The sequence below is a fragment of the Caulobacter segnis genome, from assembly GCF_003243465.1.
GTDB classification, from domain to species: domain Bacteria; phylum Pseudomonadota; class Alphaproteobacteria; order Caulobacterales; family Caulobacteraceae; genus Caulobacter; species Caulobacter segnis_A.
In genome coordinates this window covers 1-24160 of record NZ_QFQZ01000076.1, presented here as the reverse complement: position 1 = coordinate 24160, position 24160 = coordinate 1, and the positions used below count along the sequence as shown (strand labels likewise).

Below are 24160 nucleotides of genomic sequence, written 5' to 3'. Positions count from 1 at the left end.
GCTCGACCAACGGAGCTTTTCGCTCCTTAGCCAGCTCGACGTCTTCCGGCGCGGCCAGGAAGACCAGCGTGAAGCGACCGCGCTCGTTCTCGGTCCGGTACATCTCCTGGAGACCCAGGCCCTGGCAATAGAACCGCAGCGAGACCTCCAGATCGCGAACGCGGACCATGGTGTGCAGATAGCGCAAGGCGAAGCTCCTCTCGATACGTCGTCGATATAGTGGCCGTCGCAGAGACGGCGAAGACCTAAACCGGCTCGCGCTCGCGGGTCTGGCGGCGCCACAGGGCGGCGTACTCGCCACCGGCCTCCAGCAGCGCCTCGTGGCGGCCGCGCTCGACCACCCTGCCCCGCCGCAGCACCATGATTTCGTCGGCGTCGGCGATGGTCGAGAGCCGGTGCGCCACCACCAGCGTCGTCCGGCCCGCCCTCGCCTTGCGCAGCGTCGCCTGGATGGCCGCTTCGGTGCGGCTGTCCAGGGCGCTGGTCGCCTCGTCCAGGATCAGGACGCGCGGATCGGCCAGCAGGGCGCGAGCGATGCCGACTCTCTGGCGTTCGCCGCCGGACAGCTTCAGGCCGCGCTCGCCGACCTTGGTCGCCATGCCGTCGGGCAGGTTGCGGATGAATTCGCCGAGTTCGGCCGCCTCGGCCGCCGCCCAGACCTCGGCCTCGGTGGCTTCGGGCCGCGCGAAGGCGATGTTGGCGGCCAGGGTGTCGTTGAACAGCGCCACGTCCTGCGGAACCAGCGCCACGGCGCGGCGCAGCGAGGCCTGGGTCAAGGCGCGCAGATCGTGGCCGTCCAGCGTGATGCGCCCCGCCTGCGGGTCGATCATCCGCAGCGCCAGCCGCACCAGGGTCGTCTTGCCCGCGCCTGACGGCCCGACGATCGCCACTGTGGTTCCCGGCGCGACGTCCAGGGACACGTCCGCCAAGCCCTCGGACCGCGCGCCGTGGCGGAAGGAGACCGCCTCGAACGCCACCGCCCCGCCCCGGCGATCCGCGCTCGGCGGAAGGTCGATCGCATCTGGCGCATCGGCCACGTCGGCGCTCTGGCGACGCAGGTCCATCATCGCCTCCATGTCGATCAGCGACTGCCGGATCTCGCGATAGGCGAAGCCGAGAATGTTCAGCGGGGCGTAAAGGTTGATCAGGATCAGGATGGCCGCCGTGACGTCGCCGGGCCCGATGCGGCCGGCGGCGGCTTCCGCGCCCGCCAGGACCGCCATGCCGCCCAGGCCCACGCTCATCACCGCCGCCTGCACCATGTTCAGCAGGTTCAGCGAGTTGGTCGCCTTGATCTGCGCCTCGCCATAACGGTCGAGAGCCCCGCCATAGCCCGCCACCGCCCGCTGCTCGGCGCCGAACGACTTGACCGTTTCGTAGTTCAGGAGGGCGTCGACAGCCCGGCCGGCGGCCTCGGCGTCGGCCTCGTTCAGCGCGCGGCGATGCCCGATCCGCCAGTCCGAGATGGCGAAGGTCAGGTAGCCGTAGACCGCCACGGTGCCCAGCGCGATGGCCGCGAAGCGCCAGTCATAGGCCTTGGCCAGCACGACGGCGGCCATGATCAGCTCGACGCCGGTGGGCGCCAGGTTGAAGGCCAGGCTGCGCAGCAGGAAGTCCATCGACCGCGCACCGCGATCGATGACTCGCGACAGCGAGCCCGTCCGCTTGGACTGGTGGAAATCGATCGACAGCGACAGGGCGTGGGCGAAGGTCTCGACCGCGGCCCGGTTCTGGGCGGCCTGGGCGACGGGCGTGAAGATGGTGTCGCGGGCCTGGGGGGCGGCGGCCGAGACGAAACGCACAAACGCCCAGCCTAGGGCGAGGCCCGCGAAAGCCCAGGTGACGGCCACGGCCGCGCTCTGCCCCGCCGACAGCTGGTTGACCGCCTTGCCCAGCATCAGCGGGGCGAGGACGCCCAGCATCTTGCCGGCCAACGTCAGGACCAGGGCGACGGTCACCCGCCAGCGCAGGCCCGGCGCGTCGGAGCGCATGACCACGCGAACGAGATCGCCCATGGCGCTCCAGAAGCGCACGGGCTGGTCGGCCTTGGCAATCGCGCCGGTCGTCGCCTCGCGTCCGCGCGATGGCGGCCCGCCCATGCCCCTCATCGCGGACCGCCGATCAGCAGGGTGGTCTGGACCCCGCCGCCGGGCGTCATCCAATCGATGCGCCAGCCGGTCGTCACGCGCTCGGCGCGCACCGGTCCGGAGACCAGGGGCTGAGGCGGCGAGGTGATGATCGACACCGCCGTTTCGCCGCCGTCGCCCGCCACCTGCACGTCGTGCGCGCCGGGGGCCAGGGGCCGGTCCAGCGAGATGAAGAACCGCCCGTCATCATCGGTCCGGGCCCCGCCGCGCGTGACGCGATCGACGCGGACGTTCAGCCCCGCGCCGGGCGCGGCGACGCCGGAGACCACCGCCCCGCCCTCGCGGTCGACGTCGATCGCCAAGATGCGCGGCGACGCCGAGGCCGCAGCCAGGCGCCGGGCGCCCGCGCCTCCCCGCAGCAGCGCCACATCGCCGCCCTCAGCGACCATCACGTAGCCTTCGGCCTGGACCGTGCGCCCCGCCCGCGTCGTCGACAGGCCAAATAGGCGCACGCCGGGCGCGTTCGAGACGCCGAGGCTCCAACGGCCCTCGTGATCGGTGCGGCCCGACACGATCTCGCCGGCGGGCGAGCGGAGCCGGATGTCCGCGTCGGCCGCGCCAACCCCCACCAGCCTGATCCCCGCCCCGGCGCGCTGGACGCCCTCGACGCTGGGCGGCGCGACATAGCCGGCCTCGGCGCTGTCGACCTTTTCGGCCGGATCGGCAGGCGGAGGCGCGCCCGGTCCACAGGCCGCCAGCACCGCCGCGGCCAATGCGCCAGCGACGATCGGCGGCTTGCAACCCCGGAAGCGAATCCTGATCATGCGCCCTCAGATAGGAATGGTTCGAAGGCGCGCGAGAGCTCGCGCGCCTTTCGCCTTTTGCGTGGAGTGGACGACGATGCCCAACGAGTCCAGCCGTCTAGGCTCGGTCTGCGTCTATTGCGGATCGTCCAACACCGTCGACCCCAGCTACCTGACCGACGCGCAGGCGATTGGTAAGAGCTTCGCCGAGGCGGGCCTCAAGCTGGTCTATGGCGGCGGCGGCGTCGGGTTGATGGGCGCGGCGGCGCGGGGCGCCCACGCGGCGGGCGGCGCGGTGCTGGGTATCATCCCCAGCTTCCTGCGCGGGCGCGAGCAACCGTTCGACGACGTCGAGACGGTGGTCGTCGAGACGATGCACGAGCGCAAGATGCTGATGTTCGAACGGTCCGACGCCTTCGTCGTGCTGCCCGGCGGCATCGGCACCTTGGAAGAGATCATCGAATTGCTATCTTGGCGTCGTTTAGATCTTCACCAGAAGCCGATCGTGTTCCATAACCCCGACGGTTTCTGGGAGCCGCTGTTCACGCTCATCCGCCACACCGTCGACCTGGGCCTGACCCCGCCCAGCCTGTTGGACGCTTGGCGGGCCGTCGAAAAGGCCCAGGACGTCACCCCCGCCCTTCTCAGTTGGGACGCGGAAATCGACGTGGCGGGCGCGCCGGCGACGCTTCGCCAGTTGACTTAGTTTTCAAAAGAGACGAACTATGCCGCCGAGCCCGACGGTCATCATGGACCGCGTGCGCTCGTGCGCCGGAACTCCCATCCGGCGCGGGGATAGGAGACTCAAGGAATGCGTACCGCCTCTCGCGCGGGCCTGATGGCCTGCGCCCTTCTCGCTGGCCTGTCGGCCGGCTCCGCCTTCGCCGCCGACAGCGAAGGCGCCTGGCTCAAGCTGAAGACGCCGCCGGCCAGCGCCCAGTTCATCCAGGACGGTTCGGTCTGGCGCTGCAAGGAAGACACCTGCACGACGACGAAGGTCCGGGCCCTGCCCGTGGCCCGCGCCTGCCGCAAGCTGGCCGGCCAGCTGGGCGAACTGACCGCCTTCAACTACCGCGGCGAGCCGCTGGACGACGCGGCCATCGCCGAGTGCAACACGGCCGCCAAACCCAAGGGCTAGAGCCGAAGAAGACAAAGGCCTCCGCCGCAAGCGACGGAGGCCTTTTCCTTGAAGCCGACGAGGACGACCTGTTTAGGCCGCCGCGTCGAACGACAGAGACTCGTAGCGCTTCAGGTGGTGATCGACCGAGCCGAACAGGCCCTCGATCATCGTGGCGCGCTTGAAGTAGTGGCCGATGGCCAGTTCGTCGGTCATGCCCATGCCGCCGTGGATCTGGATGGCGTTCTGGCCCACGAACTTGCAGGCGCGACCGATGCGGACCTTCATGGCCGACACAGCCTTGGCGCGCTCGGCGGCGTCTTCCTCGAGCTTGATGGTGGCCATGTAGGTCATCGACACCGACTGCTCGACCTCGATGAACATGTCGACCATCCGGTGCTGCAGCACCTGGAAGTTGGCGATGGCCGTGCCGAACTGCTTGCGCTGCTTGGCGTAGTCCAGCGTGCCCTCGTGCAGCTTGCGCAGCACGCCCACGGCCTCGGCGCCGACGGCGGCGGTGGCCTCGTCGATCACCTTGTCGACCAGGGCCAGGCCGTCCTCGGCCAGCAGGGCCTCGGCGGGGATAGAGACGTTCTCGAAATAGACTTCCGAGGCCCGGTTGCCATCGACGGTCGGATAGTCGCGGGTGACGATGCCCGGCAGGCTCTTGTCGACCAGGAACACGCCGACGCCGCCGGCGTCGCGCTGGGCGCCGCCGGTGCGGGCGGTGACGATCAGGTGGGTGGCGAACGGCGCGCCGATCACCACGGCCTTGTGGCCGTTCAGGACCCAGCCCGCGCCGTCCTTCTTGGCGGTCGTCTTCAGGTCGCGCCAGGTGTAGCGGGCCTGCGGCTCGCCATAGGCGAAGGCGATGGTGGTGGTCCCGCCGATGATCCCCTCGATCACCGAGGCGGCGCTGGCGTGGCCAGAGTGCTTCAGGAAGCCGCCGCCGATCACCACGGTGCCGAGGTAGGGCTCGATGACCAGCGCCTTACCGAACTCCTCCATGACGATCATGTTGTCGACCGCGCCGCCGCCCAGGCCGCCCAGCTCTTCCGAGAACGGCGCGCCGAGGATGCCCAGCTCCTCGGCGAAGGCCTTCCAATAGTCGGCGCGCCAGCCGCTGTCCGAGCTGACGATCTTGCGGCGGGTGTCGAAGTCGTACTTGTCCTGCAGGAAGCTCGCGATCGTGTCGCGGAGCATCGACTGTTCTTCGGTGAAGTTGAAATCCATCCCTTGTCCCTTTGTTCTTTAGGCTCCGAGGCGCATCGAGCGGCCGTCCAGGAGCATGTCCGGTGAAGCCATCCCCTCCCCGCAAGGGGGAGGGGTGCTTGATTGACGCTAGAGCCCCAGCACCATCTTGGCGATGATGTTGCGCTGGATCTCGTTGGAGCCGCCGTAGATCGACGTCTTGCGGACGTTGAAATAGGTCGGGGCGGCGCGGTGGGCGAAGTCGGGGCCGATCGGGTGGGCGTTGTCGCCGTCGGTCGGGAAGCCCCGGAAGTACGGCGCGCCGTAATGGCCGGCCGCCTCGAGCACCAGCTCGGTGATCCGCTGCTGGATCTCGGTGCCCTTGATCTTGAGCAAGCTGGACTCCGGACCGGGCCCCTTGCCGGCCGCTTCACCGGCCAGGGTGCGCAGCTCGGTGTATTCCAGCGCCGTCAGGTCGATCTCGAGTTCGGCGACCTTGCGCTTGAACATCGGGTCCTTGATCAGCGCCGAGCCGTCGTCGCCGAGTTCGGTCGAGGCGATCTGGCGGATGCGCTCGATGCCGCGCTTGGAGCGCGCCACGCCGGCGATACCCGAGCGTTCGTGGGCCAGCAGGAACTTGGCGCAGGTCCAGCCCTTGTTCTCCTCGTAGATGCGGTTCTCGACCGGCACCTTGACGTTCTCGAACCAGACCTCGTTGACCTCGTGCTCGCCGCCCAGGGTGATGATCGGACGGACGGTAACGCCCGGCGACTTCATGTCGATCAGCAGGAACGAGATGCCTTCCTGGATCTTGGCGTTCGGGTCGGTGCGGACCAGGCAGAAGATCCAGTCGCCGTGCTGGGCCAGGGTGGTCCAGGTCTTCTGACCGTTGACCAGGTAATATTCCTTGCCGTCGTCGGCGGTGAAACGCTCGGCCTTGGTCTTCAGGCTGGCGAGGTCCGAGCCCGCGCCCGGCTCGCTGTAGCCCTGCGACCACCAGATGTCGCCCGACAGGGTCGGCGGCAGGAAGCGTTCCTTCTGCTCGGGCGTGCCGAAGGTGTAGATCACCGGGCCAACCATGTTGATGCCAAACGGCAGGATCGGCACGCAGTCGGCGCGGGCGGTCTCTTCCGACCAGATGTAGCGCTGCACCGACGTCCAGCCCGGACCGCCGTACTGGGTCGGCCAAGCCGGGGCCACCCAGCCCTTCTGGGCCAGGATGCGGTGCCACGCGAGGAAATCGTGCTTGGCCATTTCCTCGCCCTCCTCCTGCTTTTCACGCAGGCCCGCCGGATAGTTCTCGGCGATGAAGGCGCGCACCTCGTCGCGGAAGGCGAGGTCCTCGGGCGAGAAGTCGAGATTCATGGCCAGCTCCCGTTCAATCGGCCTCTCTCAAGGAGACCGTTATGGCGTTTCGGAAGCCACGATATCGGTCGAACGGGCGTTTGGAAAGATGACGTTAGCGTCAACGGAAGCAAACATGATTCACGTTCACTTGAGCGTTGACGCCAGCCGCTAGCGGACCTCGCAGGCCAGCTTGACGAGAGCCAGGGCCGAGACGCCGCCCACTCCTTCCTCGTCGCGCGTATCCAGCGCCAGAAGCGGCTGCTTTCCAAGGATGTCGAGCAGGCGGCCGTGCCCCTTCACCGGACTCACGTGCGCGGCGAGGCAATGGTCGATCGCCGTCGGCTCGACCGCCCGCAGGACGGCGGCGGCGGCGCAGGCGGCGTAACCGTCCAGCAGCACCGGCACCTTCTGGACCCGGGCGGCGAGGATCGCGCCAAGCACGGCGGCGGTCTCGCGGCCGCCCAGCTGGCGCAGGATGTCGAGCGGATCGTCGCTCATACCCTCGACCTTGGCGCGGGCGACGGCGGCGGCGACCGGTTCCGGATCGTCGGACCAGTCCGAGGCCTCGCCGCCGAACAGCGCCAGGCAGAGCGCCGCGGCGGTGCGGGCCGGTTCGGCGACGATGACGCCAGGGATCAGCAGGTCCGGCTGCTTGGCCAGGGCCTCCATGCCGAAGGCCATGGTGGCGGCGGCCTCCTTCTCGCTCATCGAAGCCTTTTCGACGGAGTCCGGCGACGGGCGGTCGATGGCCAGATCGAACGCCTCGAGCCCCGCGCCCTGCACGCCGGCTAGGCGCGAAACGGTGGCGCCGCCCGAAGCGATGGCCTCCAGGCGATCGCGGGCGTAGCCGCGCGGACCGACGCCCTGGCGCGCGCCGGCGTACAAGGCCACGACCGGGCGGTTGACGACGGGCGGGGTCTTGCCGCTCCAGGCGGTGAGCCAGGCCGAGATCTCCGCCAGGCGGCCGCCCTGCTCCAGCGTCGGAGACGGCCCCGGCGCGGGCGGCGAGACGGCGAGTTGGCGGATGTCGGCGAAGGGCGAAGCGGTCATGAGCGCGGACTTAAACCCGTCCGCGCCCAAAGCAACCCCTCACCGCGCGAAGATCGGCGACGCTTGCGCCTGGCCGGGGGAACGGCGATGTTCGACGTCATGACGACACCGCCGCCGTCCAGACCGCCTCGCCCGATCGCAACGCCTTGCGTCAAGGTCTGCGCGGTGGACGGCGCGAGCGGCTATTGCTTGGGCTGCCGCCGCACCCTGGCCGAGATCGCCGGCTGGGCGCGGCTGAGCGACGCCGAGCGCGCGGCGATCACCGCCGCGCTTCCGGATCGTCCGGATCCGATGGTCGCCCTGATGGCGGCCACAGGCCGCTAGGCCCTTACTGGGCCGCCACGTGGGTGGAGGCCAGGAAGCCGCTGCAGAGGCTCTGGCGCTCGGCGATCAGCTTCTCCTTCTTGGCGCCGTCCGCCGTGTCGGCCTTGCGGCGCGCGGCGATCATCTCGCTGGTCGCGGAGATACGGACCGAGGCCTTCCGGCCGGCCGACTGGTCCTGCAGCAGCGCTTCCAGCGCCGTCGTGTCCAGCTTGCCCAGGTTCTCCGAGGCCGCCATGGCGCTGCAGCGCGAAGCCGCGATGAACTGCTTGTCGCTAAGGCCGGTCTGCGCATGGGCGCTCGCCGCGAAGCTTGCAAACGTCAGCGCGATGAGAAGTTTTTTCATGACGACAGTCCCTCTTCAGTCAAGTTGACCGATGCGGATAAACTATCCCCTCGCCATGTATTCCGGAAATTAAAACGAAGTCAGAATTTTCATTACATGGATGTAATCTCATCATTACATTACTGTTAGAATTTCAAATCCGGACGGAACAAGTACGGCATTCGCCCGGTGCAAAATTGCGCGCCGGATTCACGCCTTGAAAACGCCTGCCTCATAATGATTGAAGGGAGCCGCAGAAGCGGTCTTGGGAGCCCAAAAGGCGGGATGTGTTCGATGTTTAGGTTTGCGGCGATCGCCCTGGTGGGCGCTTTGTCGGCGGTGGGCGCGGCCAAGGCCGTCGTATCGCTGGACGACCTGCGCCATCCCGAACTACGCGCGCCCTCGGCCGCCTCGGCCACCCTCGGCGACGCCCAGGGCGGCGCGGCCCAGATCGACAAGGACAGCGATGGCCACTTCTGGGCCAAGGCCGCCGTCGACGGCCACGACGTGCGTTTCCTGGTGGACACCGGCGCGACCGCGGTGTCGCTCAGCATGGCGGACGCCCAGCGCCTGGGCATCGACACCAGCAAGCTCAACTACGACTACAACGTGATCACCGCCGACGGCCGCACGCGCGCGGCCTCGGTCAAGCTGGCCAGCGTCGCCATCGCCGGCGCCAAGGTCCGTGACGTCGACGCCCTGGTCATCGAGAAGGGCCTCGAAAACTCGCTGCTGGGCATGAGCTACCTGGGCCGGCTTTCTCGGTTCGAGGCGACGCCCGACGCCCTGATCCTGCACCCCTGAGCCTTTAAGCCGCTGGCGCGGCGCGCTCCTCGCGAGAAGCCAGGGCTGCGCGCACGGCGTCCAGTGCGCGATCCACGACCTCCAGGCCGGCGCCCGGCCTGACGCCCTCGACCGTCAGGATCCGCCGCCACGCCCGCGCGCCCGGCAGGCCGTGGAACAGACCCAGCATGTGCCGCGTCATGGCCGCCAGGTGGGTCCCGGCCGCCAGCTCGCGCGCCAGATAGGGGCGATAGCGCTCGACCGCCTCGAAACTGTCGACGTCCGCCACGTCCATGCCGAAGACCCGCCGGTCGACTTCGCCGAGCAAGCCCGCCTCGTGATAGGCCGCGCGCCCCAACATCACCCCGTCGACGCCGTTCGCCAGGTGCTCCAACGCCGCGTCGATGCTTGGGACGCCGCCATTGATGGCGATCGTCAGGTTCGGCCGCTCGCGCTTGAGCCGATAGACGAGCTCATAGTCCAGCGGCGGGATATCCCGGTTTTCCTTTGGCGAAAGCCCCTGCAGCCAGGCCTTGCGCGCATGGACGACGAAGCTGTCGATCCCCGCCGCCGCGCAGCGGTCCACCAGCGTGAACAGACTCTCCTCCGGGTCCTGGTCGTCGACGCCGATCCGGCACTTCACCGTCGCCGGGACCGTCACAGCCTCCTTGATCGCCGCCATGCACTCGGAGACCAGATCCGGCTCGCGCATCAGGCAGGCGCCGAAACGGCCGCTCTGCACGCGGTCCGAGGGGCAGCCGACGTTCAGATTGATCTCGTCATAGCCCCAGTCCTCGCCGATCCGTGCGGCCCGGGCCAACTCGGCCGGATCGGACCCGCCCAGTTGCAGCGCGACCGGATGCTGGCCGGCGTCGAAGCCCAGCAGCTTGTCACGATCGCCATGGACCACCGCCCCGCTGGTCACCATCTCGCTGTAGAGCAGCGCGCGGCTGGACAGGACGCGATGCAGCGACCGGCAGTGCCGGTCGGTCCAGTCCATCATCGGAGCTATAGAGAATCTATGGGCCTGAAATTGCATAACTTCTATCGTATATTCATACAGTTATAGTGGCGCCGACATCGCCGGAATCGAGCCGCTTTCCGCAACTTTCCCGACGCACCGACGCCTCACTGTCAACATGGCGCGCACGACACTTCGTGACGCCGCCCTCGGGGTCATGGCGCGCCATCATCCTTCGGAAGAGGCGCTATATAGGCGAGACGTGCAAACTGCGCGAGGACCCGCGGCGTTCGCGCCACGGCGAAGGAGCGCGCGATCGCCCCGGTCGCCACGTCTTGAGCGGCCCATATCGCGCGGGGGAAGAGCGCGGGGGAAGAGAAAGGCGGCGCCCTCGAACCGCCCCTCGCCTAGGCCTTCAACTTCACCTTCACGGTCGTCGACAAGCCTGGCCTTAGGCGCGCCACCTCGGCCTGGCCGGGGTCGATGCGGATGCGAACCGGCACGCGCTGGACGACCTTCGTGAAATTGCCCGTGCCCGGTTCGAAGGGCAGCAGCGAGAACTGCGAGCCGGAGCCGGGGGCGAAGCTCTCGACATGGCCCTTCAGCGCCTTGCCACCCAGGGCGTCGACCTTGATCGTCGCTTCCTGGCCCGGAAGCATCCGTTCGACCTGGGTCTCCTTGAAGTTGGCGACCACATAGAGCGACCTCATCGGGACGATGGTCATCAGGCGGGTGCCGGGCTGGACGTAGTCACCCGGCTCGGCCTGACGGTCGCCGACCACGCCGTCGATCGGCGAGACGATCACCGCATGGGCCTGGTCCTGGCGGGCCAGGATCAGGGCGGCCTTGGCGCGGGCCACGGCGGCCTCGGCCTGGGCGAGATTGGCGTTCAGGGTGGCCCGCTTGGCGGCGGTGACGGCGGCCTGGTCCTGGCTGACCGACAGCTGGGCGCGGCTGCGATCGGCCGCCGACTGGGCCCCGACGGCGGCCGCCCGGAAGCGCTCGACGTCGCGCCTGGCCACCGCGCCGCTGTCGGCGAGGTCCTCATAACGCTTGCGATCGGCCTGGGCGCGAAGATTCTCGGCGTCGGCGGCGGCGATGGCGGTCTGGGCGGCGCGGATGTTGGAGCCGGCCAGGCGCTGCTCGGCGTCCAGAGAGATCAGGGCGGCGCGGGCGCTGGCCGCCGCGGCCTCGGCATTGCCGACATCGGCTTCGGCCGACGCGACCCGCGCATCGAACTCCTCGGGATCGATGCGCAGGAGGGCGTCGCCGCGACGGACCGGCTGGTTGTGCTCCACCAGGACCTGGGCGACCAAGCCCCGGACTCGGGGCGCGATCACCGAGCTGTCCGCCTGGACATAGGCGGCATCGGTCGACACGGAGCCCTTCGGCGCGGCGATCAAGGCGCCGCCCGCCACGGCGACGGTCAGGGCCGCGCCAACCGCCAGCACCGTCTTGCGCGAGAACGGAGCCTTCTTGGCGGTCGCGGCGGCCGGCGCCTCGACGAGCCCGTCCTTGAAGGTGGCGTCGGTCATTGGGCGGGCTCCAGGCCGAGGCGGCGCTTCAGGTGCGCGCGCGAGCGTTCGAGAATGGCGTCGGAGCGATCGGGATTCCCCTCGGCCCGCGCCAGGGTCACGGCCCCCACCAGCTCGGACAGCATCGAGCTGGCCTCGTCCTCAGCGTGCGGGCGGCCCAGCTCGCGAAGGCGATCGGCGATGACCTGGATCAGCGTGTTGGCGCCTTGCGCGTAGCGCTCCCGGGAGGCGTCCGTCAGTCGCGGCGCGTCTCCGGCCAGATAGGGCAGCGGGCATCCGCCGCTGCGGCTGTCCCGGTGGCGGGCCGAGAGATAAAAGTCGATGAAGCCCTCCAGCGCCTCGCGCGGCGGCAGGTCCTGGACCTTCTTCAGCATCGTGATCGGCCCGCCCTCGAACATGTGGGCGATCGCCTCGGCCACGAACGCCTCCTTGGAGGGGAAGTGGGCGTAGAAGCCGCCGTGCGTCAGGCCGGCGCGGGCCATGACGCCAGCGACGCCCACGCGATGCGGCCCCTCTTCGCGGATCGCCTTGGCCGCCTCGTCCAGAACCCGCAGGCGGGTCTTCTGCTTGTGCTCCGCGTCGTACCGCATGCTTGCGTCCTTGATTGCATGATCCATATAATATTATGAGCATCATACTTTCAAGGGGCGCCTCGTGAGCTCATCCGCCAAGCCGCCGATCGATCCGGGCGCCCTGCCCACCCGGACAAAGTTCCTGATCTTCGGCGTGATGGCGTTCGGCCAGTTCATGGCGCTGATCGACATCCAGATCGTCGCCGCTTCGCTGAACGACGTACAGGCGGGCCTCTCGGCCGGCCCCGACGAGATAAGCTGGGTGCAGACCGGCTACCTGATGGCTGAACTGGTGATGATCCCGTTCGCCGCCTTCCTGGCGCAGAGCCTTTCGACGCGGTGGCTTTTCGCGTTGTCGGCCGGGCTCTTCACCCTGTCGTCGGCGCTTTGCGGGATGGCGTGGGACATCGACTCGATGATCCTGTTTCGCGTGCTGCAGGGCTTCACCGGCGGGGCCATGGTGCCGACGGTCTTCGCCACCGGTTTCGCGCTGTTCTCAGGCCCGCAGCGCGCGATGATCCCGGCGATCCTGGGCATGGTCTCGGTGCTCGCTCCGACCCTCGGCCCGACCGTCGGCGGCTGGCTGACCGAAGCGGTCGGCTGGCGCTCCATCTTCTACATCAACATCGTGCCGGGCGCCATGGTGACGATCCTGGCGATCACGGTGATCAAGGTCGACCGGGCCAAGCCCGAGATGCTGAAGACCATCGACTATTCGCACCTGGTCGCCATGGCGGTGTTCCTGGGCGGCCTGGAGTATGTGCTGGAGGAAGGCCCCCGCCAACAGTGGTTCGAGGACCCGACCATCGCCATCGCTGGCTGGGTGACGCTGGTGGCGCTCGGCCTGTTTATCGAGCGCTCGTTCCGGTCCGGCGGACCGGTCGTCAAGCTCAGCCCCTTCCGCAAGCCGACCTTCGTCTTCGCCTGCGTGTTCAACCTCGTGATCGGCTTCGGGCTCTATTCCTCGACGTATCTGATCCCGGTGTTCCTGGGCCGCGTGCGCGGCTACGACAGCCAGGAGATCGGCGCCACGGTGTTCGTCACCGGCGTCGCCCAGATCGCGTCCACCGTGATCGCCGCGCGGCTGTCGACGCGAGTCGACCAGAGGATCGTGGTCACGGTGGGCCTGTCGCTTTTCGCCGCCGCCCTGTGGCTGACCTCGCACATGACCAGCGCGTGGGGGTTCACCGCCCTGTTGGCGCCCCAGGCTCTGCGAGGCTTTGCGATCATGCTGTGCATCGTGCCGAGCGTGAACATGGCGCTGTCCGGCTTCGAGATGGCCGAGTTGCGCTACGCCTCGGGCCTGTTCAACCTGATGCGCAACCTGGGCGGCGCCATCGGCATCGCCGTGGTCAACACCTGGCTGGGCGACAACGCCCGCATCCATGTGGCCCGCTTCGGCGAAGCCCTTGGCGAGGCCGGCCGCTCGGGCGACGCGGCGCTTTCGACCCTGGCCGACCGCATCGCCGCGCGCACGCCGGACGCCGCTCACGCCGCTCTGATGCTGCAGGGTGAACTGGCCAAGGTCGTCGGCCGCGAGGCCCTGACCCTGGCCTTCAACGACGTCTTCCGCCTGATGGCGGGCATCTTCGTGCTGGCCCTGATCATGGCCCCGTTCTGCAAGCCGCCGCCGCTAGCGTCGAGACCGCCTCCCGAGACGCACTGAGCCCACGTCGCCGAGGTGCGTTAGCGGCGCTGATAGGCCACCTTGCCGTCGATGATGGTCATGTCGACAGGAATATCCGCCAGCTTGGCCTTCGGCGCGCTCAGCGGGTCCTGGGCCAGGACCACGAAGTCGGCCAGCTTGCCCACCTCGATGCTGCCTTGGGTCTTCTCCAGGAAGTTGGCGTAGGCCGCCCATGTGGTGAACATCCGAATGCCGTCCATGACCGAGATCGCCTCCTCGGGCTGGACCACCGAGCCGTACTTGGTGTCCCGGTTCACGGCGCGGGCGATCGAGAACATCGGGTAGGTCGCGAAATTCTGGGTGCCGACCGTGTCGACCCCGCCCGCCGGGTGGAAGCCGCGGCCGATCAGGGTCTTCAGCGCGAAGAACGTGACGTCCGGCTCCTTGATGTTGACGTCGGTTAGGCGCCACAGGAACGCCGGCTGGGGCGAGGGAATGACATGGTCGTCCGCCATGCGCTTCAGGCGCGTCTCGGTGCGCTGCGGATCCTGGACCAGGAAATGGCCGAAGTGCTCGATGCGATATCGGGGATCCGGGCGCGGATAGGCCTTCTGCGCGGCCTCGTAGGCGGTGAGCACCATGTCCTGGGCGCGGTCGCCGTTGGCGTGGATCTGCACTTGCCAGCCGTCCTTGGCCGCCATGATCACCGCATCGTTCAGCTGAGCCTGGGTCATGCTGGCCCCGCCGTAGTTGTTCGGCGCCCAGGTGGTGCCCGCTCCTTCCCAGACAGGCTTGTAGACGGCCGCCGTCGTTCCCCAGACCCCATCCAGAATGTACTTGATCGCGCCGGACCGTAGCCAGTCATCACCCTTGCCGGGCGTCACCCCGGCCGCGCGCAGCGGCGCGAACGGCGAGGCGGCGGGGTCTGCCGCGACGTTGACACCGGGCGCGGGGTTGGCGCGCAGCATGTAGTTCATGCGCACGCGGGTCGGCAGGCGCCCCTCGGCCTTCAGGTCGGCGTAGGCCCTGTAGGACGCCATGTCCGACATGTCCGACACCGTCGTCACGCCGCGCTTCAGATAGAAGTCGCTCAGGATGTAGCGCAGCGCTTCCTTGAGCTCGGCGGGGGTGAACTCGGGCGACTTGTTCTTGGGCCAGGGCGCGGGCGCATCCCGAATGATTGCGACCTCGCCCTCGGCCGTGCGCTCGTAGCGGCCGGTCGAGCCCGCCGGCGGATCGGGGAAGTCCTTGCTCATGCCCATCAAGGTCGCGGCCTTGTGGTTGATCAGGTGGTCGTGGACGCTCCATTGCAGATCGACGGGATTGTCGGGGAACGCCGCGTCGATCTCGGCCCGGCTGGGCATGACCTGGTTATAGGTGCCCTGCCCGGTCAGCCAGGCGCCGGGGGGCAACTTGGCCGCGGCCTCCTTCAAGCGCGCGATGACCGCCGCGCCGTCCTTCAGCGGAGGAACCTGGATATTGATGTAGTGCGCCTCGACATTGGCCATGCCCGAGACGTGCGAGTGGGCGTCGATGAAGCCCGGCAGCAGGGCGCGCCCCTTCAGGTCGATCACCTTGGTCTTCGGCCCGCGCCAGGCCGAAACATTCCCCACCGCCGCGATCCTGTTGCCGACGACCGCCACGCCCGCGGCCACGGTGTTCTTGTCGTCGACCGTGATCACCTTGCCGTTGACGAACACCAGGTCGGCTTTCGGCGCGGCGAACGCGGCCGAGCAAAAACCCGAGGCCGTCAGCAGGGCGAGCCCGACCAAGGCGGATTGGGCAGGACGACGCATGACAGGCTCCCTTTGAACTTGAGACGTCGATGATGACGCGCCCCGCATCCGTGGCGGAGTTGAAATTCCAAGCCGAGGTGGTGTTCTTTCGACACCACCTCGGCCTTGCGGCGTCACCGCATGGTCGGGATGACGAAGCTCTGGTCCAGGACCGCGCCACCCTTGGGCCAGCGCTGGGTCACGGTCTTGGTCCGCGTGTAGAACCTCACGCCGTCCATGCCGTACTGGTTCAGGTCGCCGAAACCCGACCGCTTCCACCCGCCGAAGCTGTGATACGCGACCGGCACCGGGATCGGCACATTGATCCCGACCATGCCGACCTCGACCTGGTCGGCGAACTCGCGCGCGGCGTCGCCATTGCGCGTGAAGATGGCCACGCCGTTGCCATACTGGTGACGGGACGCCAGCGAAACACCCTCGGCCAGGCTCTCGGCGCGGACCATCTGCAGCACCGGGCCGAAGATCTCGTCCTGGTACGAGCGGCTAGTCGGCTGGACGCGGTCGAACAGCGTGGGGCCGACGAAGAAGCCGTCCTCATGGCCTTGCAGGCTGAAGCCGCGGCCGTCGACCACCAGCTCGGCGCCTTCCTCGACGCCCATCTGGATGTAGCTTTCGATCCGCGCCTTGTGAGCGGCGCTGACCACCGGCCCGTAGTGGGCGTCCTTGTCGGTGCTGACGCCGACGCGCAAGGCGCCGATGGCGGCCACCAGCTTCTCGCGCAGGGCCTCGGCGGTCTTCTCGCCGACCGGAACGACCACCGGCAGGGCCATGCAGCGCTCGCCCGCCGAGCCGTAGGCCGCGCCGATGATGTCGGCCGTAGCCTGGTCGAGATCGGCGTCGGGCAGGACGACGCCATGGTTCTTGGCCCCGCCCATGGCCTGGACGCGCTTGCCGGCCGCGCCGGCGCGCTGGAACACCGACTGGGCGATGTCCGAACTGCCGACGAAGCTGACCGCCTTGATGTCCGGATGGTCGAGGATGGCCTCCACGCAATCCTTGTCGCCATGCACGACGTTGAGGATCCCCGCGGGGAGACCGGCCTCCATCATCAGCTCGGCCAGGCGGACCGGCACGGAGGGATCACGCTCGGAGGGCTTGAGGATGAAGGCGTTGCCGCAGGCGATGGCCGGCCCCATCATCCACATCGGGATCATGGCTGGAAAGTTGAACGGTGTGATCCCCGCGACCACGCCCAGCGCCTGGCGCATCGAATAGACGTCGATGCCGGGACCGGCGCCCTGGGTGTATTCGCCCTTCAGCAGGTGCGGAATCCCGCAAGCGAACTCGATGACTTCCAGGCCGCGTTGGATGTCGCCCCTGGAGTCGGCGATGACCTTGCCATGCTCCGACGACAGGAGCTCGGCGAGCTCGTCCATATGGACTTCCAGCAGGCGCTTGAACTCGAACATCACCCGCGCGCGGCGCTGCGGATTGGTCGCCGCCCAGGCCGGCTGGGCCGCCTTGGCGTTCTGGATGGCGGCGTCCAGCTCCGGGGCGGAAGCCAGCGCCACGCGCGTCTGAACCTTGCCGGTGTTCGGATCGAAGACGTCTCCGAACCGGCCCGACCGACCCTCGACGGCCTGGCCGCCGATGAAATGGGGAATGCTGCGCATGAAAGGCTCCCAGGAGTTTGCAGCTCCCGTTAGCGCCATGTAGATCTGCAGCGATAGATAACGATTTCGCATATCGTGCTGCAAAAATGCAAACACTGAACTGGAACGACCTGCGCTTCTTCCTGGCAGTCGCGCGGGGAGGCGGCCTGATGGCGGCGGCGCGACGGCTGGAGGTCGACCAAACCACCGTCGCCCGGCGGCTGGCCGCGTTGGAAGCGGCGATCGGCGCGCGCCTCATCGACCGTTCGTCGCGCGGCGTCACCCTCACGGGACAGGGCATGGCCCTGGTCGAGCACGCCGAGCGCATCGAGGCCGAGACCATCGCGGCGGCCGCGCGGCTGGGCGTGGAGGGCCAGCCCCTCTCCGGCGTCGTCCGCCTGGCCACGCCGGAGGCCTTCGGCGCCGGGCTGGTCGCGCCCGCCGCCAAGGCCTTTCACGACAAGTATCCCGGGTTGCAGCTGGAGCTGGTGCCGGAGTCCCGCTCGGTGAACCTGTCGCGCCGCGAGGCCGACATCGCCATCAGCCTGAGCCGGCCGACCCACGGGCGGCTGGTGGCTCGGCGGCTGGCCGACTACACCCTGGGGCTCTACGCCTCGCGGGCCTATCTGGAGGCCCATGGCCCGCTCCGCAGCCTCGCCGACCTGCCTGGGCGCCCGCTGGTATGGTACATCGACGAGATGATCGACGTGCCCGAGCTTCGCTACCTGGACCAGGTGGCGGACGGCGCGCCGACGATGTTCCGCTCCAACTCCATCGCCGCCCAGCAAGCGGCGGTCGCCTCGGGCCTCGGGTTCGGCGTGCTGCACAAATTCGCGGCATCGGAAGATCCCCGTCTGGTCAGGGTGCTTCCGGACGCCCTCGATCTGAGGCGCAGCTACTGGCTTTGCGTCCACGCCGATCAGGCCCGGATTCCGCGCGTTCGGGCCGTGATGGACTTTTTGAGCGAGATCATAGCCGCGCGGCAAAAGGATCTCTGACATTCAGGCGCGACCGAGCGCGTCTGGCGACCATCGGCCCGAGCGAACAGTGGTGTCGATTTGACACCACTGCAACCGCGTTTCTCACCTTACGCCAAGCGATCTTGCTGGAACTCTCACGAGCACTGAGAGGCGAGCCGAAACGTCTGTTCCGGCTAATGGCCGCAACCACTCAAGCACCCGCCAGGGGAATGACGGTCGGCGCAAGACAAGGGGGATAGCGATGCTTCGCGACAGAAATTCAAAGGGAATGCTGCTTTGCGGCGTAGCCGCCTTCGTCGTCAGCGGCGGTCACGCCATGGCCCAGACCCAGGATAACGGGACGATCGAGGAGATCATCGTCACCGCCACCAAACAAAGCACCGCCCTGTCCAAGACCCCGATCTCGATCGCGGCCTATTCGCAGGAGGCGCTGGACAAGCGCGGCGTCCGCGACATCCGCGACGTGATCAACCAGACGCCGGGCGTCGACATCACCCGCAGCGGCGCGACCCGCGTGACCATCCGCGGCATCGACTCTTCGGCCGGCGCGGCCACCTCGGCGATCTATATCGACGACACGCCGATCCAGGCGCGCAACGCCTCGCTGAACTACAACGGCAGCACCCTGCCCTACATCTTCGACCTCGAGCGGGTCGAAGTGCTGCGCGGCCCGCAAGGCACGCTGTTCGGCGCCAGTTCGCAGGGCGGCGCGATCCGCTTCATCACCCCCACGCCCAGCCTGACCACCTACAGCGGCTATGGCCGCGCGGCGGTCAATCACGTCAAGAACGGCGGTGAAGGCTATGAGCTGGGCGTCGCGGTCGGCGGCCCGATCGTCGAGGACAAGATCGGCGCGCGGATCAGCTTCTTCCATCGCAAGGACGCCGGCTGGATCGACCGACAGAGCTGGCAGAACGGCTCCATGCGCGACGACGACGTCAACAGCAGCGACGCGACCGTGATCCGGGCCGCCCTGACCATCCAACCCACCGATTGGCTGACGATCACACCCAGCGTCTATCACCAGAACAGCAAGTTCAACGATCGCACGGCCCTGACCACCCGCTGCCCGGCCACGACGGGCTCGGTGATCAATCCGAACATCGTCCCGTGCCCGCTTGGCGTCTCGGATCCCGACAACGGCAAGTTCATCAGCTACGCCTCGATCCCGCAGCCCAGCAGCGACCACTTCACGGTTCCGGCGCTGAAGATGGTGGCCAATGGCGACGGCGTGGACTTCACCAGCGTCAGCTCGTTCTTCAAGCGCCACGTGATGGAGACCAACGACGCCACCCACGGCAACGACCGCACCTCGTTCGGCAACGCCTATCTCTATCCGGTGACGCCGGGCTTCCCGCAGTCGATCACCTGGCAGAACCCGAACATCTACCAGAACCTGTTCACCCAGGAATTCAGGATCAACAACACCGATCCGGGCGCGCGGCTGAAGTGGAGCGTCGGGGCGTACTTCTCGCGTAGCGCCCTGCGTTCGGACCTGCCGATCAACGAGCCGCACTACAACGCGCTCTATCTCGTGCGCTACGGCCGCACGCCGCAGGCCGCGGGCGTCTCCCCTCTCGTCAATGGGATCGCGCGCTACTACGGCAACGAGTGGACGGTCGAAAAGACCACCGCCGTCTTCGCCAACCTCGACTACAAGATCCTCGACAACCTGACCCTGACGCTGGGCGGCCGCTATTCGAAGGACACCCTGGACTTCGACGTGCTGGAGCGCGGCGTCTCGTACGCCGGCGGCGTCTCCCGGGCCTCGGGCTCAATGTCCAAGAAGCCCTTCACGCCGAAGGTCGCCCTGTCGTGGCAGGCCACGCCGGAAGCGCTCTACTACGCCTCCTACGCCCGGGGCTACCGGTCGGGCGGCGTCAACAAGGCCCTGCCGGACGTCTGCTCCGCCGAGGCCGGACGTCTGGGCCTGGGCAAGGCCGCGACCTACGACCCCGACACGACCGACAGCTACGAGATCGGCTCGAAGAACCGGCTGTTCGGCGGCAAGGTCCAGTTCGAGGCCAGCGCCTACTACATCGAGTGGAAGAACATCCAGCAGCAGCTGCGCCTGACCTGCGCGTTCAGCCTGGTGGCCAATACCGCCAGCGCCACCAGCAAGGGCATGGACCTGAACCTCAACGTCCGCCCCGTCGACAACCTGCTGCTGGGCCTTGGGGTCGGCTACAACGACGCCACCTATGACAAGACCATCCAGATCGGCACGGCCCCGATCGTGGTGGCCGGCCAGACGCTGGGCCAGACGCCGTGGACGGTCAATCTGAGCGCCGAGTATCGCTTCCGGATCATGGATCGCGAGAGCTTCGTACGAGCGCAATACAACTATCGCAGCGTCAATGACGGGCCGTTCCTGTATCAGGTGGCGACTTCGACGACCTACGACCCACGACGGCCCCTGCCCTCCGAACCCACCACGCTGGACCTGCGGGCCGGCGTTGACCTGGGCCGCGTCAGCCTCTCCATTTACGGGGAGAACGTGCTGAACAATGTCGACTACATCTCCGAGTCGTCGACCTATGTGAACGGTCCGCTCTGGACCGGCGCCACGCTTCGCCCACGCACGATCGGCCTGCAGGCCATCGCCCGCTACTAGGCGAGAGCCGGGGCGCTGGGCCGGAGTCCTCCTCCCCGGCCCGGTCCAGCGCCCTGGTCGACTGCGCGACACCAAGAGGCTTAAGTGAATATCCAAGGCCACCCTACCCGCCGAAACCTGCTGGCGATGACGAGCGCGGGACTGGCGCTGAGCGCTTGCGGACGCCGGACCGGCGCCGGCGCTGGCGCGCTGGTCGTCGGCTCCACCGCCACCGGCGCGCCGTTCAGCTTTCTCGACATCAAGACCAACCAGTTGACCGGCGCGATGATCGACATCGCCCACGCCGTGGCCGCCAAGGCCGCCGTGCCGATCCGCGTGCAGACCACGACCTTCGCGGCGCTGGTTCCCTCGCTGACCGCCCACAAGATCGACATCGTCGCCGCCGGCATCCTGCGGACGCCCGAGCGCGAGAAGGTCGTGGCCTTCACCGATCCCGTCTACGCCTATGGCGGGGGCGTCGTGACGCGCCAGGATCAGGCCCGACCGATCCGCACACTGAGCGACCTCAAGGGCCTCGCCGTGGGCGCGCAGGTCGGCACCCGCTTCGTCGAGCAGCTGGCCCAGGCCGGCGTGACGGACGTCAAGACCTACGACAATCTCGGCGACATCCTGCAGGACCTCGGCAATGGCCGGATCGCGGCGGGCTATGGCGACGCGCCGATCCTGGCCCACCGCCTGCGCACGACGCCGACACCGACCTTGCGCCTGGTCGCGGACTTCCAGCCGCCGTCGCGCGAGGACGTCTGCCTGCTGGTGCGCAAGGACGACCCGGCGCTGCTGGCCAAGCTGAACACAGCGATCGGCCAGATCAAGGCGACCGAGATCGCCGCCATCCTGGCCAAGTGGTCGCTGTGATGGGCGGTCTCAACCAGTTCTTCGCCGACGCCGTCCAGTTCCTGCCGATCCTGATGTCGGGCCTGATGGTGACGATCGGCGTCACCCTGGCGGCCCTGGTCCTCAGTATCGCCCTGGGCCTGGTCTGGACGCTGATGGGGATCTCGAAGGTTCCGGCGCTGCGCGCTGTCAGCCGGGTGGTGATCAACACCGTCCGCGGCGTGCCGATCATCGTTCAGCTGTTCTATGTCTACTTCGTCTTGCCGGAGCTCGGCGTTCAACTGGACGCCTTCGTCGCCGGCGCCATCGGCCTGGGCGTGGCCTATTCGGTCTATCAGGCCGAGAACTTCCGCGCCGGCTTCTCGTCGGTCGATCCGATGCTGATCGAGGCCGCCCAGTCGCTGGGCATGAGCGAGCGCAAGATCATGCTGCGCGTGATCATGCCCCTGGCCATCCGCGTGACCCTGCCGCCGTTCGGCAACACCGCCGTGATGCTGCTCAAGGACTCCTCGATCGCCTCCACCATCACGGTGGCCGAGCTCACCCGCGCCGGCCAGCTCCTGGCCGTCAGCACGTTCAAGAACATGTCGGTCTATACCCTGATCGCCCTGCTCTACCTGGCCATGAGCCTGCCCCTGACCTACCTCGTCGGCCGCCTCGAACGCAGGTTCGCCCGCAAATGATCAGCCTAAAGAACGTCAGCAAGTCCTTCGGCGACACCCAGGTGCTCAAGGACATCAGCTTCGAGATCCAGCGCGGCGAGGTCGTCTGCCTGATCGGCCCCTCTGGATCGGGCAAGTCGACCATCCTGCGCTGCATCAACGGCCTGGAACGGCACGACGGCGGCGAGATCCTGGTCGACGGCGCGCCGCTGACCGACAAGTCGCTGCCGTCCATCCGCGCCAAGGTCGCCATGGTCTTCCAGAGGTTCAACCTCTTCCCGCACCGGACAGCGCAGGAGAATGTCGCCGAAGGGCCCATCCACGCCCTGGGACGGCCCGCCGCCGAGGCGCTGAGCGAGGCGCGGACGCTCCTCGAGCGGGTCGGCCTGGGCGACAAGTGCGACGCCTTCCCCGCCAAGCTCTCCGGCGGCCAGCAGCAGCGCGTCGGCATCGCGCGGGCCCTGGCCATGAAGCCGCAGGCGATCCTGTTCGACGAGCCGACCTCGGCCCTCGACCCCGAGCGGGTCGGCGAGGTGCTGAAGGTGATGCGCGCCCTCGCCGACGAGGGCATGACCATGGTCATCGTCACCCACGAGATCGGCTTCGCCCGCGAAGTGGCCGACCGCGTGCTGTTCATGGACGGCGGCCGCATCGTCGAGAGCGGTCCGGCCCGCGAGGTCCTGACCGCTCCGAAGGTCGAGCGGACCCGCGAGTTCCTGGACCGCGTTCTGAACCCTCTCTAGCCCCGGAGACCGGCCATGATCCTTCGTCGCCGACTGTTGACGGGCGCGGTGGCCCTCGCGGCCCTCGCGCCGCTGTCGCGGGCCAGGGCCCATCCGGGCGGCGACGAGCAGGACATCTCGCGCGATCCGATGTGGGCGGTCCTGGCGGCCACGACCTTGAGCCAGTCGCCGCCGGACTACGCCTACCAGGCCCAGTACCCGACCGAGGTCCGACGACTGGACGGCCGCGAGATCGAGATCTCCGGCTTCATCACGCCCCTGAGCATGGAACGCCACGCCCGGCAGTTCCTTCTCACCCGATATGCGATCGACTGCTGCCCGGAGAACCAGCCTAACGAGCTGGTCGAGGTCTTGGCCGAGCAGCCAGTCCTCCAGCAGAAAAGCGAGCAGGTCCGCCTGCGCGGCAGGTTCCAGGTGCAGGACAACGGCCAGGTCGGCCTGCTCTTCCGTTTGGCTGGCGCCGCCCTGGTCTGAGCCTCAGTAACCCGCCGCGCGGTCGACGAGATCCTGAAGATCCTGCCCGGCCAGGTGGCGGCGAATATTGGCGACGATCGTCGGACCCGCCGTCTGCGGCGGCGTCAGCGCCGAGGCGTGCGGCGTCACCGTGATGCGCGGGTCGCTCCAGAACGGATGGGCGGCGGGGAGAGGCTCGATGGCGAAGACGTCCAGGGTGGCGTGGGCCAGATGTCCGGCGTCCAGCGCGGGGATGAGGTCCGCCTCGACCAGGTGAGCGCCCCGGCCTACACTGATCAGACTCGCCCCCGACAGATGCGACAGGGTTCCGGCGTTGAGGATCCCGCGCGTCGCCGGCGTCAGGGGCAACAGGCAGACGACCACCTCGCACGGCGCGAGGAACGTCTCTAGCGGGCCGTCGAACGCTTCGACGCCCGGCAGGTCCTTGGGTGTCCGGCTCCAGCCGCGCACCTTGAAGCCGTTGGCGGCGAGGTTCGTGGCGCAGGCCGCGCCCAGTTGCCCAAGCCCCAGCACGCCGACCGTTCGATCACGGGCCAGCGGCGCGATCAATGGCCGCCACACCCTTTGGCGCTGCTGCTCTTCGTAGGCCGGCATCAGCCGGTGATAGTGCAGCGTCCGGGCCAGCACGAACTCGACCATGCCCTGGGTCAGGCCCTCGTCGCGCATCCGGGCGATGGGGACGTCCGGCAGGTCGGGATCCTGGAGAATGCGGTCGACGCCCGCGCCGAAACCGAATCGGATGGCTG

Annotated in this window: 24 protein-coding genes; 11 read left to right on the top strand and 13 right to left on the bottom strand. The window is 68.2% G+C overall.

The features are described from left to right. From DI526_RS18875 to DI526_RS18865, 3 genes are all read right to left on the bottom strand, one after another. A partial coding sequence (locus DI526_RS18875) for a VOC family protein (RefSeq protein WP_304281157.1) occupies positions 1 to 187 on the bottom strand: 187 nt, incomplete at its 3' end. A 58-nt stretch (positions 188 to 245) separates the two neighbouring features. Continuing rightward, positions 246 to 2174, bottom strand: a complete 1929-nt coding sequence (locus DI526_RS18870; RefSeq protein WP_304281161.1) for an ABC transporter ATP-binding protein/permease — start codon at positions 2172 to 2174, stop codon at positions 246 to 248. Next, positions 2105 to 2911: a hypothetical protein gene (locus tag DI526_RS18865; RefSeq protein WP_304281156.1), complete on the bottom strand. Its 807-nt coding sequence runs from the start codon at positions 2909 to 2911 to the stop codon at positions 2105 to 2107. The genes DI526_RS18870 and DI526_RS18865 overlap by 70 nt, the downstream gene beginning before the upstream one ends. A 76-nt stretch (positions 2912 to 2987) precedes the next feature. Between DI526_RS18865 and DI526_RS18860 the strand changes: the two genes are divergently transcribed. Both DI526_RS18860 and DI526_RS18855 read left to right on the top strand, forming a co-directional pair. After that, positions 2988 to 3596 carry a TIGR00730 family Rossman fold protein gene (locus tag DI526_RS18860; protein ID WP_304281155.1) on the top strand — a complete coding sequence of 203 codons (609 nt, stop codon included), beginning with the start codon at positions 2988 to 2990 and terminating at the stop codon, positions 3594 to 3596. Between the two features lie 105 nt (positions 3597 to 3701). Further along, positions 3702 to 4028 carry a hypothetical protein gene (locus DI526_RS18855; protein WP_304281153.1) on the top strand — a complete coding sequence of 109 codons (327 nt, stop codon included), beginning with the start codon at positions 3702 to 3704 and terminating at the stop codon, positions 4026 to 4028. A gap of 72 nt (positions 4029 to 4100) precedes the next feature. Here DI526_RS18855 and DI526_RS18850 read toward each other — a convergent pair whose 3' ends face one another. The 3 genes from DI526_RS18850 to DI526_RS18840 all read right to left on the bottom strand — a co-directional run bounded on the left by DI526_RS18850 (position 4101) and on the right by DI526_RS18840 (position 7595). Beyond that, complete coding sequence (locus DI526_RS18850) at positions 4101 to 5240, bottom strand: acyl-CoA dehydrogenase family protein (protein WP_304281151.1); 1140 nt, start codon at positions 5238 to 5240, stop codon at positions 4101 to 4103. Between the two features lie 108 nt (positions 5241 to 5348). After that, entirely contained in the window at positions 5349 to 6563 is a 1215-nt protein-coding gene (locus DI526_RS18845; protein WP_304281150.1) for an acyl-CoA dehydrogenase family protein, read from the bottom strand. A gap of 150 nt (positions 6564 to 6713) precedes the next feature. Next, positions 6714 to 7595: a nicotinate-nucleotide--dimethylbenzimidazole phosphoribosyltransferase gene (locus DI526_RS18840; RefSeq protein WP_304281147.1), complete on the bottom strand. Its 882-nt coding sequence runs from the start codon at positions 7593 to 7595 to the stop codon at positions 6714 to 6716. A 99-nt stretch (positions 7596 to 7694) separates the two neighbouring features. On the opposite strand from DI526_RS18840, the gene DI526_RS18835 reads away from it, so the two are divergent. Next, a complete protein-coding gene (locus DI526_RS18835) occupies positions 7695 to 7919 on the top strand; it encodes a DUF1289 domain-containing protein (RefSeq protein WP_304281159.1) in 225 nt (74 codons plus the stop codon). A gap of 4 nt (positions 7920 to 7923) precedes the next feature. Here DI526_RS18835 and DI526_RS18830 read toward each other — a convergent pair whose 3' ends face one another. Next, on the bottom strand, positions 7924 to 8262 hold the full coding sequence (locus DI526_RS18830; RefSeq protein WP_304281146.1) for a hypothetical protein: 339 nt from the start codon (positions 8260 to 8262) through the stop codon (positions 7924 to 7926). A gap of 264 nt (positions 8263 to 8526) precedes the next feature. Between DI526_RS18830 and DI526_RS18825 the strand changes: the two genes are divergently transcribed. Further along, a complete protein-coding gene (locus tag DI526_RS18825) occupies positions 8527 to 9045 on the top strand; it encodes a TIGR02281 family clan AA aspartic protease (RefSeq protein ID WP_304281143.1) in 519 nt (172 codons plus the stop codon). Positions 9046 to 9049: 4 nt separating this feature from the next. Here DI526_RS18825 and dusA read toward each other — a convergent pair whose 3' ends face one another. The 3 genes from dusA to DI526_RS18810 all read right to left on the bottom strand — a co-directional run bounded on the left by dusA (position 9050) and on the right by DI526_RS18810 (position 12110). Then, a complete protein-coding gene (gene dusA / locus DI526_RS18820; protein WP_304281141.1) occupies positions 9050 to 10063 on the bottom strand; it encodes a tRNA dihydrouridine(20/20a) synthase DusA in 1014 nt (337 codons plus the stop codon). A gap of 329 nt (positions 10064 to 10392) precedes the next feature. Further along, positions 10393 to 11520, bottom strand: coding sequence for an HlyD family secretion protein (locus tag DI526_RS18815; RefSeq protein ID WP_304281139.1), 1128 nt, complete (start codon positions 11518 to 11520; stop codon positions 10393 to 10395). Beyond that, the gene (locus DI526_RS18810) at positions 11517 to 12110 is read right to left on the bottom strand and encodes a TetR/AcrR family transcriptional regulator (protein WP_304281137.1); all 594 of its coding nucleotides are present in this window, start codon (positions 12108 to 12110) and stop codon (positions 11517 to 11519) included. Before DI526_RS18810 ends, DI526_RS18815 begins: the two co-directional genes overlap by 4 nt. Before the next feature lie 64 nt (positions 12111 to 12174). Between DI526_RS18810 and DI526_RS18805 the strand changes: the two genes are divergently transcribed. Then, the gene (locus DI526_RS18805) at positions 12175 to 13758 is read left to right on the top strand and encodes a DHA2 family efflux MFS transporter permease subunit (RefSeq protein ID WP_304281136.1); all 1584 of its coding nucleotides are present in this window, start codon (positions 12175 to 12177) and stop codon (positions 13756 to 13758) included. Between the two features lie 20 nt (positions 13759 to 13778). Here the strand turns inward: DI526_RS18805 and DI526_RS18800 are convergent, their stop codons facing one another. Continuing rightward, complete coding sequence (locus DI526_RS18800) at positions 13779 to 15515, bottom strand: amidohydrolase (protein WP_304281135.1); 1737 nt, start codon at positions 15513 to 15515, stop codon at positions 13779 to 13781. A 113-nt stretch (positions 15516 to 15628) separates the two neighbouring features. Beyond that, entirely contained in the window at positions 15629 to 17128 is a 1500-nt protein-coding gene (locus DI526_RS18795; RefSeq protein ID WP_304281134.1) for a CoA-acylating methylmalonate-semialdehyde dehydrogenase, read from the bottom strand. An 86-nt stretch (positions 17129 to 17214) separates the two neighbouring features. Here DI526_RS18795 and DI526_RS18790 point away from each other — a divergent pair, with 86 nt between their 5' ends. The 6 genes from DI526_RS18790 (at position 17215) to DI526_RS18765 (ending at position 23414) form a co-directional block, all read left to right on the top strand. Next, the gene (locus DI526_RS18790) at positions 17215 to 18105 is read left to right on the top strand and encodes a LysR family transcriptional regulator (protein WP_304281133.1); all 891 of its coding nucleotides are present in this window, start codon (positions 17215 to 17217) and stop codon (positions 18103 to 18105) included. Between the two features lie 250 nt (positions 18106 to 18355). Further along, positions 18356 to 20701, top strand: coding sequence for a TonB-dependent receptor (locus DI526_RS18785; protein ID WP_304281132.1), 2346 nt, complete (start codon positions 18356 to 18358; stop codon positions 20699 to 20701). Positions 20702 to 20785: 84 nt separating this feature from the next. Continuing rightward, positions 20786 to 21556 (top strand): ABC transporter substrate-binding protein, encoded by a 771-nt coding sequence (locus DI526_RS18780; RefSeq protein WP_304281131.1) that lies wholly within the window; start codon positions 20786 to 20788, stop codon positions 21554 to 21556. Further along, on the top strand, positions 21556 to 22218 hold the full coding sequence (locus DI526_RS18775) for an amino acid ABC transporter permease (protein WP_304281130.1): 663 nt from the start codon (positions 21556 to 21558) through the stop codon (positions 22216 to 22218). The genes DI526_RS18780 and DI526_RS18775 overlap by 1 nt, the downstream gene beginning before the upstream one ends. After that, a complete protein-coding gene (locus DI526_RS18770) occupies positions 22215 to 22940 on the top strand; it encodes an amino acid ABC transporter ATP-binding protein (RefSeq protein ID WP_304281128.1) in 726 nt (241 codons plus the stop codon). Before DI526_RS18775 ends, DI526_RS18770 begins: the two co-directional genes overlap by 4 nt. A gap of 15 nt (positions 22941 to 22955) precedes the next feature. Beyond that, entirely contained in the window at positions 22956 to 23414 is a 459-nt protein-coding gene (locus DI526_RS18765; protein ID WP_304281126.1) for a DUF3299 domain-containing protein, read from the top strand. A gap of 3 nt (positions 23415 to 23417) precedes the next feature. Here DI526_RS18765 and DI526_RS18760 read toward each other — a convergent pair. Next, a partial coding sequence (locus DI526_RS18760; RefSeq protein ID WP_304281124.1) for a glyoxylate/hydroxypyruvate reductase A occupies positions 23418 to 24160 on the bottom strand: 743 nt, incomplete at its 5' end.